This window comes from Streptomyces sp. NPDC047315 (assembly GCF_040643215.1).
Lineage (GTDB): Bacteria > Actinomycetota > Actinomycetes > Streptomycetales > Streptomycetaceae > Streptomyces.
This window is the reverse complement of record NZ_JBEYTZ010000025.1, coordinates 90,299-108,767: the sequence shown is the minus strand read 5'-3', so window position 1 is coordinate 108,767 and position 18,469 is coordinate 90,299. Positions and strand designations below refer to the sequence as shown.

At 73.9% G+C, this 18,469-nt stretch carries 14 protein-coding genes; all 14 read left to right on the top strand.

The genetic code is table 11. The features are described from left to right. Positions 1 to 9: 9 nt before the first annotated feature. On the top strand, positions 10 to 1,095 hold the full coding sequence (locus tag ABZ842_RS26905; RefSeq protein WP_361541794.1) for a C45 family peptidase: 1,086 nt from the start codon (positions 10 to 12) through the stop codon (positions 1,093 to 1,095). Beyond that, positions 1,092 to 1,859, top strand: a complete 768-nt coding sequence (locus tag ABZ842_RS26900; protein ID WP_361541791.1) for a 4'-phosphopantetheinyl transferase superfamily protein — start codon at positions 1,092 to 1,094, stop codon at positions 1,857 to 1,859. The genes ABZ842_RS26905 and ABZ842_RS26900 overlap by 4 nt, the downstream gene beginning before the upstream one ends. After that, on the top strand, positions 1,856 to 3,352 hold the full coding sequence (locus ABZ842_RS26895; RefSeq protein ID WP_361541788.1) for a lyase family protein: 1,497 nt from the start codon (positions 1,856 to 1,858) through the stop codon (positions 3,350 to 3,352). The genes ABZ842_RS26900 and ABZ842_RS26895 overlap by 4 nt, the downstream gene beginning before the upstream one ends. Then, positions 3,349 to 5,019: a class I adenylate-forming enzyme family protein gene (locus tag ABZ842_RS26890; protein ID WP_361541786.1), complete on the top strand. Its 1,671-nt coding sequence runs from the start codon at positions 3,349 to 3,351 to the stop codon at positions 5,017 to 5,019. Before ABZ842_RS26895 ends, ABZ842_RS26890 begins: the two co-directional genes overlap by 4 nt. Positions 5,020 to 5,111: 92 nt before the next feature. Beyond that, a complete protein-coding gene (locus tag ABZ842_RS26885) occupies positions 5,112 to 6,608 on the top strand; it encodes an NAD(P)/FAD-dependent oxidoreductase (RefSeq protein WP_361541783.1) in 1,497 nt (498 codons plus the stop codon). Positions 6,609 to 6,690: 82 nt separating this feature from the next. Then, complete coding sequence (locus ABZ842_RS26880; protein WP_361541780.1) at positions 6,691 to 7,860, top strand: FAD-binding oxidoreductase; 1,170 nt, start codon at positions 6,691 to 6,693, stop codon at positions 7,858 to 7,860. A 236-nt stretch (positions 7,861 to 8,096) separates the two neighbouring features. Then, a complete protein-coding gene (locus tag ABZ842_RS26875) occupies positions 8,097 to 8,345 on the top strand; it encodes an acyl carrier protein (protein WP_361541777.1) in 249 nt (82 codons plus the stop codon). 37 nt (positions 8,346 to 8,382) lie between these two features. Then, complete coding sequence (locus tag ABZ842_RS26870; RefSeq protein WP_361541774.1) at positions 8,383 to 10,236, top strand: FAD/NAD(P)-binding protein; 1,854 nt, start codon at positions 8,383 to 8,385, stop codon at positions 10,234 to 10,236. A 74-nt stretch (positions 10,237 to 10,310) separates the two neighbouring features. Next, positions 10,311 to 11,513 (top strand): acyl-CoA dehydrogenase family protein, encoded by a 1,203-nt coding sequence (locus tag ABZ842_RS26865; protein ID WP_361541771.1) that lies wholly within the window; start codon positions 10,311 to 10,313, stop codon positions 11,511 to 11,513. Between the two features lie 82 nt (positions 11,514 to 11,595). Next, positions 11,596 to 12,672, top strand: a complete 1,077-nt coding sequence (locus ABZ842_RS26860) for a saccharopine dehydrogenase (protein ID WP_361541768.1) — start codon at positions 11,596 to 11,598, stop codon at positions 12,670 to 12,672. Then, entirely contained in the window at positions 12,662 to 13,921 is a 1,260-nt protein-coding gene (locus ABZ842_RS26855) for a saccharopine dehydrogenase family protein (RefSeq protein WP_361541765.1), read from the top strand. Before ABZ842_RS26860 ends, ABZ842_RS26855 begins: the two co-directional genes overlap by 11 nt. 78 nt (positions 13,922 to 13,999) lie before the next feature. Next, the gene (locus ABZ842_RS26850; protein ID WP_361541762.1) at positions 14,000 to 15,319 is read left to right on the top strand and encodes a SidA/IucD/PvdA family monooxygenase; all 1,320 of its coding nucleotides are present in this window, start codon (positions 14,000 to 14,002) and stop codon (positions 15,317 to 15,319) included. Then, positions 15,316 to 16,479, top strand: a complete 1,164-nt coding sequence (locus tag ABZ842_RS26845) for an FAD-dependent oxidoreductase (protein WP_361541759.1) — start codon at positions 15,316 to 15,318, stop codon at positions 16,477 to 16,479. Before ABZ842_RS26850 ends, ABZ842_RS26845 begins: the two co-directional genes overlap by 4 nt. Beyond that, positions 16,476 to 18,467 carry a class I tRNA ligase family protein gene (locus ABZ842_RS26840; RefSeq protein WP_361541756.1) on the top strand — a complete coding sequence of 664 codons (1,992 nt, stop codon included), beginning with the start codon at positions 16,476 to 16,478 and terminating at the stop codon, positions 18,465 to 18,467. The genes ABZ842_RS26845 and ABZ842_RS26840 overlap by 4 nt, the downstream gene beginning before the upstream one ends. The last annotated feature ends 2 nt before the right edge of the window (positions 18,468 to 18,469 follow it).

Genomic DNA, 18,469 nt, shown 5'->3' with positions numbered 1-18,469 from the left:
GGTGCCGCGGTGAGCGGGCCGGCGCCGGCCCCGCTGCTCCGGCTGGCCGGTGACCCCTTCGAACTCGGCCGCCAGCACGGCGCGGCGCGCGCCGCCCACCTGCGGTCCTTCCTCGGGGACGGCCTCGCGCGGCTGAACCACCTGCTGGACTCCCCGCTGTCCCTGGCGGGCCTGGAGCCCGTGCTCGCCGCCTTCGACACGGAGATCGAACGGGCCGTGCCGGAGCTCGCCGAGGAGATCCGCGGGCTGGCCGCCGGCGCCGGCATCAGCCACCGGGAGGCGCTGTTGCTGCAGGTGCGCCGCGAGGTCGCCGGGTACCGCACCGTTCGCCGGCCGCACGGGGACTGCACCACCTACGCGCGCGTCGGCGCCCGGGGCACGGACCCCGTCCTCGCGCAGACGGTCGACCTCAACGGCGATCTGGAGGACCAGACGGCGGTGCTGTCGGTGCGCCGGACCGGTGCGCCGCGCGAGGTGCTGGTCCTGAGCTTCGCCGGGCTGCTCGGCTATCTGGGGTTGAACAGCGACGGGCTCGCCGTGGGCATCAACCTGGTGCTCGGCGGCCGGTGGGGGCCGGGGGTGCCGCCGTACCTGGCGGTGCGTCACGTGCTGGACGGGGCGGGGTCGGTGGACGAGGCGCTGGGCGTCCTGGAGGGGTTGCGGCTGGCCAGTTCCCGTTCGCTCACCCTCTGCGACACCCGCGCGGACACCGCCGCGTGCGTGGAGTTCCTCGACGGGCGGATGCACGTGGTCCGCGCCGCCCAACCGGTCCACACGAACCACTTCCTGCACCCCGAGTTCATCCCGTTCGACAAGCTGAACGTGTTCGCCCGGAACTCCTCGCTGCGCCGGCTTCAGGCGTGCGCCCTGCGGCTGGGCGCCCTGCCGCCGACGGCCTCGCCCGCCGAGCACCTCGCGCTGCTGTCGACGCCGCCGATCTTCGTGCCGGGCACCGGTGACGTCCGCGTCGAGCGAACCGTCGCGGTGGTGGCGCTGCGGCCGGCGGTCGGCGCACTGCACCTCGTGGAACCCGAGCCGCAGGCCGTGCCCCGGGTCTTCTCGACCGGGGCCATGAGCGGGGCGGCGGGCGCATGACGGGGACCGCGGCCCTGTGGCTGCTCGACCTGCGGGAGCCGGTGTGCCGAGGCGGCGCCGACGACCCCCGGGACGCGTTGTCGGCCCCGGAGCGGGCGCGGGCCGACCGCCTCGCCAGCCCGGCGTCCGCCGAGCGCTACGTCCGTGCGCGCACGGCGATCCGGCGGGTCCTCGCGGCAACGGTCGGCGGCCGGCCCGGCGGGTTGCGCATCGCCGCCGCGCCCGGCGGGCGGCCCGTGCTGGTGGACCATCCGCGGTGGTGCGTGAGTTGGTCGCGCTCGGCGTGGGCGCTGCTGGTCGCGGTCCGCCGCGACGAGCCCATCGGCGCCGACGTGGAGGTGGTACGGCACGTCGACTCGGGCACCCGGGTGCTGGGGACGGTGTATCCGGGCGCGGACCGGCTCGGGGACCTGGCGACCCCGGAGGCGTTCTTCTCCGCGTGGACGCTCCTGGAGGCGGCGGTGAAGGCGACCGGGCGGGGGCTGGCGCGCGGTGGGCGCGAGGTCCGGCTGGTGAGGGCGGACGGCGCGGCCCGCTGCGAACTGGCCGGCGTCGACTCCGCGGGCGGGGCCCCGTGGTGGGGACGGACCCGGCTCGTCGCGGCGCCGCGGGCGACCCGCGCCGGATCCGGGCGGCCCGCCGGGGACCGGGTGATGGTCGCGGTGGTGTCGCGGGGGCGTGCGGTGCCGCTCGCGCTGCACGCCTGGCCGGCTGAGGGACCGAGCACGGCTCGGACGGTGCGGACGACGGGAGCGGGCCGATGACCACCACCGGTGCAGGGCGCCACAGCGCAGGCCCCGACTCCGGGCTGCTGTCCCCCGTGTGGGCGGGCACACCCGTCGAAGCGGTCACGTCGGACCCGGCGTGGCTGGCGGCGATGGTCTCCTTCGAGGTCGCACTGGCCACAGCCCAGGCGGGCCTGGGAGCCGTGCCGGCCGACACGGCGGCGGCGATCGAGGCGGCTGGGGCGAGCGGCGCGCTGGATCCGGTGGAGTTGGCGCGCGACGCCCGGGAGGCCGCCAATCCCGTGGTCCCCTTCGTGGCCCGGCTGACGGAGCTGGTCGCCGACGTCCACCCCGCAGCGGCGCGGCACGTGCACGCCGGGTGCACCAGCCAGGACGTGTTCGACTCGGCGGCGATGCTGGTGGCCACCCGTGCGCTGCGTCTGCTGCTGGTGGACCTCGACCGCATCAGTGCGGCCCTTGCGGACGTCGCCGCACGCCACCGCGACACGGTGGCGGCAGCCCGTACGTTGACCCAGCACGCGGTGCCCACCACGTTCGGGTTGAGGGCCGCCGGGTGGCTGACCCTGGTGGGCGCCGCGCACGAGCGGATCGCCCTCCTGCTGGCACGCGGTTTGCCGGTGTCGATGGGCGGCGCCGCCGGCACCCTGTCCGGGTACGACGAGCACCTGCGCGCGGCGGGCGTGCCCGGAGCGGACCGGGCGCTGCGGCTGGTGGAGTCGGTCGCCCGCGAGTTGGGGCTCGCGGCGCCCCCGCTGCCCTGGCACCACGCCCGCACACCCGTGGCCGACCTCGCCGCCGCCCTGGGGTTCGTCGGCACGGCGCTCGGCAAGTTCGCGGCCGACGTGCTCGTCCTTGCGCGCACCGAGATCGCGGAGGTCGCCGAGCCGGCGCGGCCGGGGCGGGGCCGGTCGTCCGCGATGCCGCAGAAGCGCAATCCGGTGCTGAGCACACTCGTCGCCACGGCCGCCCGCCAGTTGCCGGTGTACGCCCTGGTCGTACAGCAGTCGGTGATGGGCGAGGACGAGCGGTCGGCCGGGGCGTGGCACGCGGAGTGGCAGCCGCTGCGGGAGTGCCTGCGGCTGGCGGGCGGGGCGGCGCACACGGCCGCAGAGTTGGCCGAGGGCCTGCGGGTGGACGGGGAGCGGGTGCGTGCCAACGCCGACCTGACCGGCAGCAGCTTGGTGACCGAGCGGCTGGCGGTGGCGCTGGGCGCCGCGCTGGGGCGCCGGCGGGCCAAAGAAGCGGTCACGCGCGCGGTGCCCGCGATGGAGTCGGGGGCCTCGGCGCGCGAGGCGCTGGTGGCCGCGTTACGGGAGTCGGGCGGCGCGGACCGGCTCCCGGTGGACGTCGACCTGCTGTTGGACCCCGGGGAGTACCTGGGCGCGGCCGGTCTGCTCGTGGACCGCGCCCTCGACCGCGCCCGCGGCCCGTCCCCCGCCCGCAGGGCTCCCGCGGACGGCCCGGTCGGTCGTTCGCACCATCCCTCGAAGGATCAGGAGACCACCACATGATGATCAGTGAGGAACTGCGTCGGAAGATACTCGCCGACGGGGAACTCGGTGCGGGCAACGTGCTGCACCGGCTGCCGCTGTACGGGCGCTCGATGGACGAGCAGGTCCTGTGGACGGACGGCTCCTGGCGCGCCCCGTCGGGGGACCGTCCCGAGGTGCTGACCCTCGGCGAGTTGCACGAGGTCGTCGAGGCGTACGCCGGCTTCTACCACCGGTCCGGGGTGCGGGCGAAGGACGCGGTCGCCATCGTGTCCACGTCCATCATCGACTTCGCGCTGAACCTGATGGCCCTGACCAGCATCGGTGCGATCGCCTCGCTGGTGAACGCGAACATGCCGCTGCCGGTGCGGCGCGAGTACCTGCGCCGCCAGCAGGTGGTCGGGGTGATGACCCGCGAGCCGTTCCACGGCGACCTGCTGGTGCACCTGGAGGACGACCCGGCGCCGCTGTTCGTGGCCGTGCAGTCCGACGTGGTGCCCGAGGACCGGGCGCACCGGCCGGCCGCGTTCCCGTTCCGGCACACGGCGACCGACCCCATCTTGATCTCGCACTCCTCGGGCACCACCGGCGTGCCCAAGGCCGCCTTCCACACCCACGAGACGCTGTTCCACGGGGCGCTCAGCCGGCTGGCGGACGGTCAGGACTGCTCGGTGCGCAAGCGGCTGCTGGCGCTGCCGGGGCACCACGTGTCGGCGATGTCGAACACGTTGCTGGCGCTGGTGCTGGGGGCGCCGGTGGTGCACTTCACCGACCCCAGCGGCAAGGCCGTCCTCGACGGGATCGAGAAGCACCGCCCGACGATCGTCTTCGGCTTCACCCACACCTTCAGCGAGATGGCGGGCGAGGACCTGACGGAGCGCGACCTGTCCAGCGTGGAGGCGTACTACGCCTCCGGTGACGCCGCCCACGAGGTGCACATCCGGCGGCTACTGGAGAAGGGCTCGCACCCGGTCACGGGGCCCGACCTGAAGCCGCGCAGGGCCCCGGGGGCGATCTTCATCGACATGTTCGGCTCGACGGAGATGGGCTACGTGCTGTTCGACTTCGTGCACCGGGCGGGCGGGGCGAACGTCGGTCGGTGCATCGGGCGTCCGATGCGCTTCGCCCAGGCCGCGGCGCTCGCCGAGGACGGCACGGTGCTGCCGCCGGGCCGGGTCGGGCGGCTCGGCGTGCGCTCGCGCTCGCTGACGCCGGGTTTCTGGAACGACAACGTCCGCTGGCACCGGCAGTGGTTGGGCGGCTACTTCCTCACCGGCGACCTGGTGTACCGGGACGCGGCGAACACCTTCTTCCACCTGGACCGCACCACGGACGCGGTCCGCACCGAGGAGGGCGTCGTCTACAGCGCGTACACGGAGGAGGTGTTGTTGCGCAGCCTTCCGGAGGTCTCGGACTGCACGGTGGTCGGCCTGGCCGACGAGGGGGTGGCCTTCGGCTGGGAGGACGAGGGGGTGGCCCGTACGTACGTGCTGCTCACCCTGGCCGACGGTGCCAACCCGCCCGACGATCCGACCGCCTGGGTGAACGCCGCGCTCGCCGAACACGGACTGCCGCCGGTGGCGGGCGCGGTGGTGGTGGCGCCGGAGCGGATCCCGGTGGGCATCACCGGCAAGGTGCTCAAGCGCCTGGTGCGCGAGCGGGCGAAGGACCTGATCGCCGGCGGCTGACGCCGGCCCGCGCCGCCCCGCCCCCGGGGAGAGCAGGGGACGCGCCCCCCGGGGGCGCGGGTGAACCACCGACCACAGGAGGGAGCCGAGGTATGGGCGTCGACTACGACGTGATCGTCATCGGTGCGGGCAACGCGGGCCTGGCCGCCGCCACCACGCTCCAGCGCGGCGGCATGCGCACGCTGCTGCTGGAGCAGCACAACGTCCCCGGGGGCGCGGCCACCACCTTCGTCCGGGGCCGCTTCGAGTTCGAGGTGTCGCTGCACCAGCTCGGCGGGATCGGCGGGCCGGCGCCGCTGCGGGGCGTGCTCGACGAGATGGACGTGACGCGCCGGGTGCGGTTCATCGCCGACGACCGGCTGTACCGGACGGTGGTGCCCGGGGTGGTGGACGTGACGCTGCCGGCCGACTGGCAGGGCGTGGCGGACGTGCTCGACGGCCACTTCCCCGGGCAGCGGACCCGGCTGGTGCGCTTCTTGGACCTGGTGCGGCAGACCGGTCTGTGGCAGCTGACGGCACGGGCCAACCTGCACCGGATGGACGAGCAGCTGCGCTGGCTGTCCGGGCTGAGGGACGTCCGCCGCCACGGGCTGCGCAGCTACCGGGCGGTGCTGGACGACTTCTTCACCGACGAGCGGGTGAAGTTCGCCCTGTCGTCCTACTGGTGCTACAACGGCCAACTGCCTTCGTCGGTCTCCTTCATGGACTTCGCCCGGATCCTGGCGCTGTTCGTGGAGACCAAGCCGTACCAGGTCGTCGGCGGCAGCCAGGTCCTGTCGTACGCGATGTTGGAGTCCTTCCTGGACGCCGGGGGCGAGGCGCGGTTCCACACCGCGGCCGAGCGGATCGTCACCCGCGCGGGGCGGGTCTGCGGGGTGCGGCTGGCCGGCGGGGAGTCGGTGAGTTGTCGGGTGGTGGTCTCCAACGCTCCGTCGACCACCACCTACACCCGGCTGATGGATCCCGCCGAGGTGCCGGGAGCAGTGCTGGCGGACCTGGGCGCACGCCGCATGGGGGTGTCGGCGACCGCCCTGTACCTGGGGCTGGACGCGCCGGCGGCCGAACTCGGGTTCACCACGGCGACGAACTTCGTCACCGTCGACCTCGACGAGGCGACCGTGGCGCACGGCATGCGCTCGCTGGACGCGGTCCCCTTCGCGCTGGCGAGCTGTTACGACGTCCGGCCGACGGGCGGTGCGCCCGCGGGCGCCACCCAGCTCAACTTGATCACCCTCCAGTACTCCCGGCCGTGGGAGCAGGTGCCCGCCGCGGAGTACCAGCGGGCGAAGGTCGCCTACGCCGACAAGCTGTTGGAACTGGTGAAGACCATCGCCCCGGGCGTGCGGGACGTGATCGAGGAAGCCGAACTGGCGACCCCGCTGACCTTCAAGCGCTATCTGGGCCAGCCGGGCGGTGCGATCTACGGCTTCGACCAGGAGGCCGCCGACAGCTGGCTGTTCCACGACGACGACCTCAAGCCCAACGTGCCCGGCCTGGTCCTGGTCAGCAACTGGGTCACGGCCGGCGGCTACAACTCGACCATCGTGACCGCGGCACGCATGTGCCACCGGCTGCTGGCCGCCCTGTGACAACGCGTCCCATGACACCCCAGACCCGCGACGACCCGACAGCGACAACCGTCGAGCGATCCCCACGGCGAACGAGGTCCCCATGGCATCGGTCAACCCCCTGGCCCGACTCTTCGACGGCGCGGACGAGGTGATCGCGACCTTGGAGCGACGGGCCGCCCGCGGCGTCACGCACCCCGCCGACGCCTTCGCCGAAGTCGCCGAGCACCACCCCGTCGAACTCGATCTGACCGTGGCCCAGGTCATCGAGGAGACCGCGTCGACCAAGACGTTACGAATGCGCGCCGGCGACGGCGGCGACCTGCCGGCCTTCCTCGCCGGCCAGTACGTCAGCCTCACCGTGCCCGTCGACGGCGCGGTGACGACGCGGGCGTTCTCCATCTCCTCCTCCCCCGCGCGGCGCGACCACTACGACCTGACGGTGCGCCGGCTCGCCGGCGGGCGGGTCAGCAACCACCTGGTCGACACCGTCCGCCCAGGGGACCGCTTCACCAGCGGCCCGCCGATCGGCACCTTCCACCACAACGAGCTGTTCCACGGGGACGAGGTCGTCTTCATCGCGGGCGGCTCCGGGGTGGCCCCGGCCATGAGCATGATCCACGACATCGTCGACCACGGACTCCCGCGCCGCTTCACCCTGTTGTACTGCTCCCGGCACGCGGGCGACATCATCTTCCGCGACGCCCTGGACGCCCTCGCCGACCGACATCCGAACGTCGTGGTGCACCACGTCGTCGCCGAGCCGGCCGCGGGGTGGGAGGGGCACCTCGGGCCGCTCGACGCCGAGCTGATCACCCGGTTGGTCGGCCCGTTGAACGGCCGCACGACCTATCTGTGCGGGGCACCCGGCAAGTACGCCCCGATGGTCGAGGTGCTGCGGTCGCTGGGGCAGCCGCGGCGACGGATCCGCTTGGAGGCCAACAGTGTCGCCCTGCCGCCGCCGAAGGACCCGAAGTGGCCCGCCGGACTCGACGCGCAGGAGGAGGTCACCGTCACCGTGCGGGGCCGGGGCGGGCCGGACGCGCGCTTTCGCGCCCGGCGCGGACGGCCGCTGTTGGACTCGTTGGAGGACCACGGCGTGCTGCCGCGCTCCTCCTGCCGCTCCGGCGAGTGCGCGCTGTGCCGGGTGCGGATCTGCTCCGGCGAGGTCTTCCACGCCGAGGAAGCCCGGCTGCGGGCGTCCGACGAACGCTTCGGCTTCGCCCACTCCTGCGTCGCCTATCCGCTCACCGATCTCGACGTCGAAGCCTGACCGTGAAAACTTCGCCGGCAACCGAACTCCAGAAAAATAATCAAACCAACAGCGCACCATGGCTTGGATTTTCCGAAGAAATGCGCTTCACTAAGAAAGCGCATTCCCTTCCCCGTCGGGAAGAGGACTCTTCTCCGCATTCTCGGGCGCCCGTTGCGCCCTGCTTCCGCACTGCGCCCTCTGGGCTTCACAGTGGTTCCCCCAGGGCGTTCCCCTATCGATAGGAGGCCCGTGCCATGCCATCAGACCTGCGAAAAGTCGTGATCGATGCGCTTGTCGGCATGAATTTCGAGGTGGCTTCGGTATCCGATGAAACCCCCCTGGGAGATGGCGGGCTCGAATTGGAGTCGCTGTCCATCGCGGAGCTCGTCATGCAGCTGGACACCCATGGCGTCGAATTCTCCGACGAGGAGATGGAGAAGCTCCCCGAAATGACCTTCGGGGAATTCGCCGAAGAAGCAGCCCGGCGGGCAGCGGCGCACTAACCCAGCGCCCGCGGACCGGGGAAGGAGGGAAGGAGAGGTGACCGTGCCACAGTCGACGAGAGCCGTCTGCGTCGTGGGCGCCGGCCCGCGGGGCCTCGCGGTCCTGGAGCGGTTGTGCGCGAACCACACCGGCGCCGAACGGCTGACCGTCCACGTGGTCGACCCCCACCCCCCGGGCCCCGGCCGCGTCTGGCGCACCGAGCAGTCCCACCACCTGCTGATGAACACGGTGACCTCCCAGGTCAGCCAGTTCACCGACGGGAGCGTGCGGTGCGCCGGACCCGTACGCCCCGGGCCCAGCCTGTACGACTGGCTGCTCCGGGGCGCCGAAGAGGGGCGGCGGTGGCCGGGCGCCGAGCGGCCCGGCCCCGACGACTACCCGTCCCGCACCCAGTACGGGCGCTACTTGGAGTGGGTCTTCGGCCGTGTCGTGGCGCTCGCCCCGCACACCGTGCGGGTGGTGGTGCACCGGGCGACCGCGGTGGCGCTGGACGGGGACGGGCACGGGCAGTGCGTGACATTGGACGACGGCACACGGCTGACGGGCCTGGACGCCGTGGTGCTGGCGCTCGGGCACGGCCCGGTGGAACCGGACGCGCAGGAGCGGGAGTTCGCGCGCTTCGCCGACCGCGGCGGGCTGCGGTACGTCCCGCCGGCCAACCCCGCCGACGTCGACCTGGACGCCATCGCCTCCGGCGAGTCCGTCGGCATCCGCGGGTTGGGCCTGGCGTTCTTCGACGTCCTCGCGCTGCTGACGGAGGGGCGGGGCGGCAAGTACGTGCCGTCCGGCGCCGGGTTGCAATACCTGCCGTCGGGCCAGGAGCCGGTGTTGTGGGCGGGGTCGCGGCGCGGGGTGCCGTACCACGCGCGCGGGGAGAACCAGAAGGGGCCGGCCGGCCGGCACGAGCCGCTGTTCCTCACCCCGGAGGCGATCGAACTCGTCCGGGCCGCGCCGCGGGCGACCTTCGGCCGGCACGTGTGGCCGCTGCTGGACGCCGAGGTGCGGGCGGTGTACCACCACGCCCTGGTCGCCGCCCGGTCGGGCGCGGCGGCGGCCGAGCGGTTCCTGGCCGCGTACCGCAGCTGCCACGAGGCGGAGCGCCCGCAGCTGCTGCGCCGCTGGGGCGTGAGCGCGCCGGACGAGTGGGACTGGTCGATGGTCGAACACCCCTGGGGGCGGCGGACGTTCGCCGACCGCGAGGACTTCAACCGCTGGCTGCTGCGCCACTTGCGCGACGACGCCCGGCACGCCCGCGGCGGCAATGTGGACGATCCCCTCAAGGCCGCCCTGGACGTGCTGCGGGACCTGCGCAACGAGGTGCGGTCGGCGATCGACCACGGCGGCATCACCGGCGCGTCCTACCGCGACGAGGTGGCCGGTTGGTTCACCCCCCTCAACGCCTACCTCTCGATCGGCCCGCCGCGCTCGCGCGTGGAGGAGATGGCCGCCCTCATCGACTGCGGGCTGCTGAGGGTCACCGGGCCCGGCACCAGGGTGCGCACCGATCCGGCGCGCGGCGCCTTCGTCATCGGCTCCCCCGCCGTCCCCGGTTCCGACGCCCGCACCACCACCTTGATCGAGGCGCGGATCCCCGACGTGGACCTGCGGCGCAGCGGCAATCCGCTGCTGCGGCACCTGCGCGCGACGGGGCAGTGCCGCCCGTACCGGATCCCCGACGGGGCGGGCGGCTGGGAGAGCGGCGGTCTGGACGTGACCACCCGGCCGTACCGGGTGGTGGACGCGGCGGGGACGGCCCACCCCCGGCGGTTCGCCTACGGGGTGCCGACGGAGTACGTGCACTGGGCCACCGCCGCTGGGATCCGCCCCGGCGTCGGCTCGGTGATCCTGGAGGACGCCGACGCGATATCCCGGGCGGTGCTCTTCTCGTGACGCCACGTCAGCCCTCGTCCCCGACCACCCTGCCCGAAGGGCCCAACGGCCCCCGTCCGGCCCGGAGTAGCCCCGTGGACGCCGTCAGCAGTTTCGACCCCGAGATCGTGGCTCTGCCCTTCTTCTCCGACGAGCACCGGCGCTTCGCCGAGGAGATCGGTATGTGGTGCGAGGGCCATCGGCCGCTGTGGCGGACCGTGGGCCGGATGGACCCGGACGCCGCGGGCCGGCAGTTGGTCCACCTGCTCGGTGAGGACGGCTGGCTCGCCGCCCTCGACACCACCCGGACGGCGCCGCCGGGCGTCCCCCGCGGCCTGCGGACCGTGTGCCTGGCGCGGGAGGCCCTGGCGTACGCCGAGGACCTGGTGGACTTCGCCTACTCCATCCAGTCGCTGGCGGCCACGCCGATCGCCCGGCACGGCACGGCGGCGCAGCAGGAGCGGTACCTGCCGCGGCTGGCGGACGGCTCGCTGGTCGGCGCATTCGCGATCTCGGAGCGGGAGGCCGGCTCCGACCTGTCGGCCGTCGGCCTCGCCGCCCGGCGCGAGGCTGGCGGCGACTGGGTCCTGGACGGCCACAAGGCGTGGATCGCCCAGGCGACGATCGCCGACCTGTTCGTGGTGGTCGCCCGCACGGGCGAGGGCCCGGGGGCGCTGGGTCTCACCGCCTTCCTGGTGCCCGCCGACGCCCCGGGGGTGTCGATCGGCGAGCGGGTGACGGCGATCGCACCGCGCTCCTTCGGACACCTCCGCTTCGACGCCTGTCGGCTGCCCGCCGATGCCGTACTCGGCCGGCCCGGGCGGGGGTTCGTCATCGCGCTCGACCTCCTGGAGCGCTTTCGGATGACGGTCGGCGCGGCGGCGGTCGGGTTCGCCCGGCGGGCCAGCGACGCGGCGCTGGCGCACACCCGTGCGCGCCCGGCCCAGGGCACCACGCTCTTCGCCCTGCCCGTGGTCCGCGCCTCGCTCGCGGACGTCGACATCCAGCTCAACGCCGCCGCGCTCCTGGTGGCGCGTGCGGCCTGGGCGTACGACCGGGACCACCGTGACGCGGCCCGCCACTCGAACATCGCGAAGGTCCACGCGACGGAGGCCGCGCAGACCATCATCGACACATGCCTCCAGCTCTTCGGTGCCGCCGGCATCGTCCACGGCAGCCTGCCCGAGCGCCTTTACCGGCAGATCCGCTCGCTGCGGATCTACGAAGGGGCGACGGACGTGCTGCGCCAGGCCATCGCCGACACCATCGACACCCGACGCCCCCTCCTCCTCGGATGACTCCCCGCCGCCGCAGCGCCCCCGCCGGATGCGACCGCCCCGGCCGGCCCCGCCCCCGCCCTCCCCGTCAGGAGCAGCCCTGATGTCCTCACCGCCCCACCTCTGGATGCGGCACGAGGTCCGTGCCAGCGAGACCCGTGCGCCGCTGACGCCCAAGGACGCCGCGCAGTTGGTCCGCCGGGGCGTGCGCGTCACCGTCGAGGAGTCGCCGCAGCGCGCCTTCCCGCTCGCCGACTACGCCGGCGCCGGCTGTGCCACCGCCGCTCGGGGCAGTTGGCCGAGCGCCCCCCACGATGCGTACGTGCTGGGCCTGAAGGAACTCCCCGACACCCCGCACGAACTGCGGCACCGGCACATCTACTTCGGCCACGCCTACAAGGCGCAGCCGGGGGCGGCCCGGCTGCTGCGCCGGTTCACCGCCGGCGGCGGGGTGCTGCTCGACCTGGAGCACCTCACCGACGAGGCCGGGCGGCGGCACGCCGCCTTCGGCTACTGGGCCGGATACGTGGGGGCCGCACTCGCCGTGCTGCACCGGCGCGGTGCGCTGTCGGCCCCCCTGCGCCCCGGCAGCCGCGCCGACCTGGACGCGCTGCTCGCTGCCGGCGCGTCCGAGCCGGGGTGCAGCGCGCTGGTGATCGGGGCGCTCGGCCGATGCGGGCGCGGTGCCCGGGACGCCCTCGCGGTCGCGGGCACCGCGCCCACCTGCTGGGACCTGGCGGAGACCAGGTCCCTCGACCGTGCGGCGCTGCTCCGGCACGACGTGCTCGTGAACACGGTGCTGGTGAACCGGCCCGTACCGCCGTTCTTGACCCCCGCCCAACTGCCCGCCGCCGGGCGACGGCTGTCGGTGATCGCGGACGTCACCTGCGACGTGAACTCGCCGCTGAACGTGCTGCCGCTGTCGACCGCGCTCACCACGTGGGAGCGGCCGGCGCTGCGGCTCCTGGACGCGCCGCCCCCGGTGGACCTCATCGCCATCGACAACCTGCCGGCCCTGGTACCGGTCGTAGCGAGCCGGTCCTTCTCCGCCGATCTGCTGCCGCATCTGGGCGTCCTCGACGCCGCCCCCGCATGGGCGCGCTGCCGTGCCGCGTTCGCCACGGCCGTGGGCCGCCACCCGTCCCCCACCGACAGTGAGGAAGAGGCCCATGCCCGCTAGGCAGAGTCGTGACGGCGACGGCGTGGCGGCGACGACCGGTCGAGCGGCGCAGGCGAGCGGGGTCGTCCACTGGGTCGGCACCGGGCTGTCCACCGGGCGCAGCGGGCTGGGTCTGCTGTGCCGCGACGCCCGGCGCGTGGTGCTGTGGGATCGCACCGTCGAACGGGCCGCGCAGCGCCTGGACGCACTCGGCCTCGGCGGGCGCGCCGAGGTCCGCGCACTGACGCCGGGCGCCCTGGAGGCCGCGGTGGGCGCGGGGGACGTGGTCGCCTCCATGCTGCCCGCCTCCCAGCATCCACGGCTGCTCGCGGTGGCCGCCGCACGGGGCGCCCACTTCGCCTGCACCAGCTACACCACGCCCGAACTCGCCGAGCAGGCCGCTCAGGGCGCCGGGCGGGGTCTCGTCGTGGTGACCGAGAGCGGTCTGGACCCCGGCATCGACCACCTGTTGGCGCACCGGTTGGTCGAGCGGGCGCGGCGGGAGGTCGGCGAGGGGCCGGCCACGGCGAGGTTCACCTCGTACTGCGGGGGCGTGCCGGCGGTGCCCGACGAGTTCCGCTACCGCTTCAGCTGGGCGCCGTACGGGGTGCTCGCCGCGCTGCGCACGCCCGCCCGCTACCTCGACGGCGGCACCGAGCGCACCGCGCCGCGCCCGTGGGAGGCGGTGCGCCTGTTGGCCGTCGGTGGGGAGACGTTCGAGGTGTACCCCAATCGGGACAGCCTCCCTTTCATCGCCCAGTACGGCTTCCCGCCCGCCTGGCGCCTTGCGACCTTCGTCCGGGGCACCTTGCGGCACGAGGGCTGGCGGGCGGCCTGGCGGGACGTCTTCGCGACGGTGGCCGGGGGCGACGAGGGCCGGATCAGGGACCTCGCCGACGACCTCGCCCGCGCGCACCCCACCACCCCGGCCGACCGGGACCGCGTCGTCCTCCACGTCGAACTCACCCTCGCGCCGGAGGCCGCCGGCGGGGACGGGGCCGAACCGGGTTGGCGGGGCGGTGAGTTGCTCGACGTCACCGGCAGCGCCGAGGAGTCCGCCATGGCCCGCTGCGTCGGTCTCCCCCTCGCGCACGCCGTGACCCGGGTCGTCGACGGCGCCCTGCGGCCGGGACTCCAGCGGGCCGCCGAGTCACCCGGTGAGGTCGCCGGCTGGCTCGAAGCCCTCCGGCAGCACGGTCTGACCACCACCAGTTGCGCGCCTGCGCCGGCCCGCCCGGACGCCCGGGGGCCCGACCCGGGCGCGGCGTAGGCACCGGGCCGTTCGACAGCCCGTCCGATCCGCTACGCATCGCCGAGCGCGGCGACGCGCCCGAAGGAGAGGTCCCCCATGGCGCACGAGCCCCCACGATCCGGTCCGACGCACTACCGCTGTCTGGGCGTCGGCGTCGGACCGGCCAACCTCAGCCTGGCGTCGCTGCTGCACGCCCGGCCCGAGGTCACCCATCTCTTCCTCGACCGCAAGGACGCCTTCAGCTGGCACGACGGGCAGCAGCTGCCCGGCAACACCCTCCAGGTCTCGCTGTTCAAGGACCTGGTGACGTTGGCCGATCCGACCAATCCGTTCTCGTTCCTGGCCTATCTGCACGAGAGCGGGCGGCTGTACCACTTCCTCAACGCCCGGTTCGACGCCGTGCCGCGGGCCGAGTTCCGCAACTACCTGGCGTGGGCGAGCCGCAGCAACAAGAACGTCGTCTTCGGCGAGGACGTCCAGGAGGTCGCCTTCGACCGGGTCTTCACCGTCCGCACCAACCGCCGCACGCTCACCGCCGACAACGTGGTTCTCGGGGTGGGCAGCACCCCGTGGGTGCCGTCGCAGGTGCGCGCCGGGCTCGGCCCCACCCAGTTCCACGTCAGTGCGTACCTGGACCACGCCGGGGACCTCGGCGGCAAACGCGTCGTCGTCATCGGCGGCGGCCAGTCCGGGGCGGAGGCGCTCCTCGACCTGATCTCCCGGCCGGTGTCCGAGCTGCCGCGCCGGGCTTCGTGGATCTCGCGCCGGGGCAACTACTTCCCCATCGACGACTCCCCCTTCACCAACGACTACTACGTGCCCTCGCATGCCGACTACTTCTTCCACCTGAGCCGGGGCCTGCGGCAGTCCTTCAACGAGCGCAACGTCCTCACCAGCGACGGAATTTCGGACACCACGCTGCGCGACATCTACCAGCGCACGTATCTGCACCGGTTCGTGGACGGCCAGGTCGACCTCGTCGGGCTCTACCCCAATCGCACCGTCCTCGACGTCACCGCCGGGCTGTGCGGCGACTGGCAGGTGTCCGCCCGGCACAACGACGACCACGAGGCGGTCGAGCTCTTCGAGGCGGACGTGGTGATCTGGGCGACCGGCTTCGCGCCCGCACCGCTGGACTTCCTCGCGCCGATCGCGGGGCGGCTGGAGCACGAGGGCGAGGAATTGCGCGTCGACGAGGACTACGCCGTGCGGTGGGACGGGCCGGACGACCGCCGCGTCTTCGTCCAAAACGGCGCGCGCGGCCAACGCGGTCTGGCCGACCCCAACCTCAGCCTCAACGCCTGGCGCAGCCAGCGCATCGCGGACCGGCTCAGCAAGGTCGCCAGCAACGAGCAGTTGCCGTCCTTCATCGAGTGGTCCACCAAACAGCGCCCCCGAGCGGGGAAGGGCACATGACCACCACCCGCTCCCCCTCGGGAGCCCGCCGCCCCGCGCACACGGACGTCGCCGTCGTCGGCGGCGGAGTGATCGGCTGCTTCGTCGCCCGGGAGGTGCTGGCCGCCCGCCCCACCGCTTCGGTGACCGTGATCGACAAGGACCTCGTCGCCGGCGGCGCCACCCGGCGCTCCGCGGGGCTGCACTTCCCCCGGGGCGCCAGCGCGGCCGTGCGCGCCATGGCCGCCGAGAGCCAACTCCGTCTCACGGCCCTCGCCGCGACCCGTCCTGATCTGCCCGTCCACCCGTTGCCCATGACGGTGGTCGCCGCAGCCGGAACCCGCCTCGACGAAACGTATCTTCGCGAGGCGCGCCTACGGCCCGCGGTCGGTGCGCCGCATCCGCTGATCCAACTGCCCGCGGGCACGGCCGGCTGGGCGGTCGACGGCTGCCACTACGCCGACGTCCCCGCCCTGACCCTCGCGCTCATGGCCGAGTTGCGCCCCCGCGTCCCCGTCCGGGAGAGCGTCACGGTCACCCGGCTCGACCCGGCGGTCGACCGCACCCGGCTCACCCTCAGCACCGGTGAGACGCTGGAGGCCGACCACACCGTCCTCGCACCCGGGCCGTGGCTGGGGCATCCGGCCTGGCGCGACCTGGTCGCGCCCATCGGCGCCCGGGTGAAGAAGATCGTGGCGCTGCACGTCGAGCGCGCCCCCGGCCCGGACGACGGCGTGGTGGTCTTCCACGAGGAGGACGCCTTCCTCCTCCCGTACCACCACCGCGGCCACTGGCTGTTCTCGTACACCTGCACCGAGTGGGACGTGGACCCCGAGCGGCTGGACACCGCGCTCACCGGCGCCGATCTCGCCGCGGCCCGGGACGTCCTGGGCCGGTACGCGCCCCACCTCGTCGAACACGCCGTCTCCGGGCGCGTCTTCTGCGACGCCTACCACCCCGACGGGCCGCAGGTGCGTCCCCTCACCCCGACGGGCCGCCTGGTGTTCACCGGAGCAGCCGGCGGCTCCGGCTACCGGCTGGCCCCCTCCCTCGCCCTGCGCACCGTACGACTCCTCGAACCCGACCCAGAACCCGAGCCCGCTTCCGCGTCCGCACCCGACGCGGTCGGCGCCGCCCCGTCCGATGCTTTCGCGCCATCCGTCCGGAAGGACCCGACATGATGCTCAACCGCTGGGACGACGCACCGCTCACCGACGCCTTCGGGATCCGCATGAGCTCCGTGGACGGGCTCGGGGTGGGGGCCGGCTGGGGCGTGGTCGCCCCCGGTCGGGCCACCACCAGCCACCGTCACGACGAGACCGAGTGCTTCGTGGTCGTCGCCGGTCAGGGCGTGGTGGTCAGCAACGGCGAGCGCCATCCGGTGGGGCCGGGCACCGTCGCCCTGTTCGAACCCTTCGAAGCCCACGTACTGGAGAACACCGGCGAGCGCGACCTGGTCTTCCTCACCCAGTACTGGCGCGACGCCGACCGCGCCCTGACCACCGCGCGCGCCACCGCGCGCGGAACCTTCGAGGACCGCCCCGTCTTCGTCTTCTCCACGCCGCCCACCCCCAACGGGGACCTCCACCTCGGGCACCTCAGCGGCCCCTACCTCGGCGCCGACGCCTTCGTCCGCTTCCAGCGCATGAACGGCACCCGGGCCTGGCACCTCACCGGCAGCGACGACTTCCAGAGCTACGTCACCGACGCCGCGCTGCGGGAGGGGCGCACGCCCGCCGAGACCGCGGCGCACTACAGCGCCGAGATCGCCGCCACCCTGGCGCTGCTGGACGTCGTCCCCGACCAGTACACCGTCACCGCCACGGCGCCCGGGTACCGGGACGGGCTGCGCGGCTACTTCACCCGGATCGCCGACTCCGCCGGGGTGACCCCGACCGCGACCGACGCCCTCTTCGACGCGGAGACGGGCCGCTATCTGTACGAGGTCGACGTCAGCGGGGACTGCCCCGTCTGCAAGCAGCCCACCAACGGCAATATCTGCGAGGAGTGCGGCGAGCCCAACACGGTGGCCGACCTCCTGCGCCCGAGGGCCGCGAACGGGTCCGCCGCGGCGCCGCGGCGCGCCCCGCTGACCCGCTGGACCCTCCCCCTGCACGACCTGCACGCCGTCGTCACCGACCACCAGCGACGGGGCCGCACGCCCGCCCGCCTCAAGGACCTCGCGACGCGGCTGTTCCGCCGCGCCCGGCTGGACGTCCCGGTTACCCACCCCGCCGACTGGGGCGTCACCCCCGCCGAGGGCGACACGCCGGGCCAGGTCATCTGGGTGTGGCCGGAGATGTCGTACGGATTCCTGCACGGCATCCAGGCCCTCGGCGAGAGGCTGGGCGAGTCCTGGAGCGCCGACCGGCCCGAGGAGCGGTGGAAGATCGTCCACTTCTTCGGCTACGACAACAGCTTCTACCACTCCGTGCTGTACCCGGCGCTGTACCACCTGGCCCACCCCGGGTGGGAGCCCGACATCGACTACCACGTGAACGAGTTCTACCTGCTGGAGGGCAGCAAGTTCTCCACCAGCCGGCGGCACGCCGTCTGGGGCAAGGACGTCCTGACCCCGCGCACCGTGGACGCGGTCCGCTACCACCTGTGCCTGACCCGCCCCGAGACGGAGCGCACCGACTACCGCAGCGCCTCCTTCGACGACACCTTGCGCCGGACCCTGATCGGCACCTGGCAGAAGTGGCTGCACGACCTGGGGGCCCACCTGGTCGACCGCCACGGCGGGCTCGCCCCCGAGCCCGGCACCTGGACGCCGCAGCACACCGCGTTCCTGCGGCTGCTCGACACCCATCTCACCGCGACCGCCCACCACCTCGGCCCGGACGGCTTCTCCCTGAACCAGGCGGCTGTCCGCCTCCGCGACCTGGTCGCCGACACCGTCCGGTTCGCCGCGGCGCAGGCGCACCACCCGGACCACCCCGACCACGACGCCGAGGACCGCACCACCACCGCCCTGCAACTGGCCGCCGCCCGGCTCCTCGCCCACCTCGCGCAGCCGCTGATGCCCCGGTTCAGCGACAGGCTCGCCGAGTCGCTGCGCACCGGGCCGCCCCGGACGTGGCCCGACGCCGTCGCCCTGGTCCCGGCCGGCACGCCCGTCGAGTTGACCGCCACCACCTTCTTCGCACCCCTCGACCCCGGAGAGTGAAC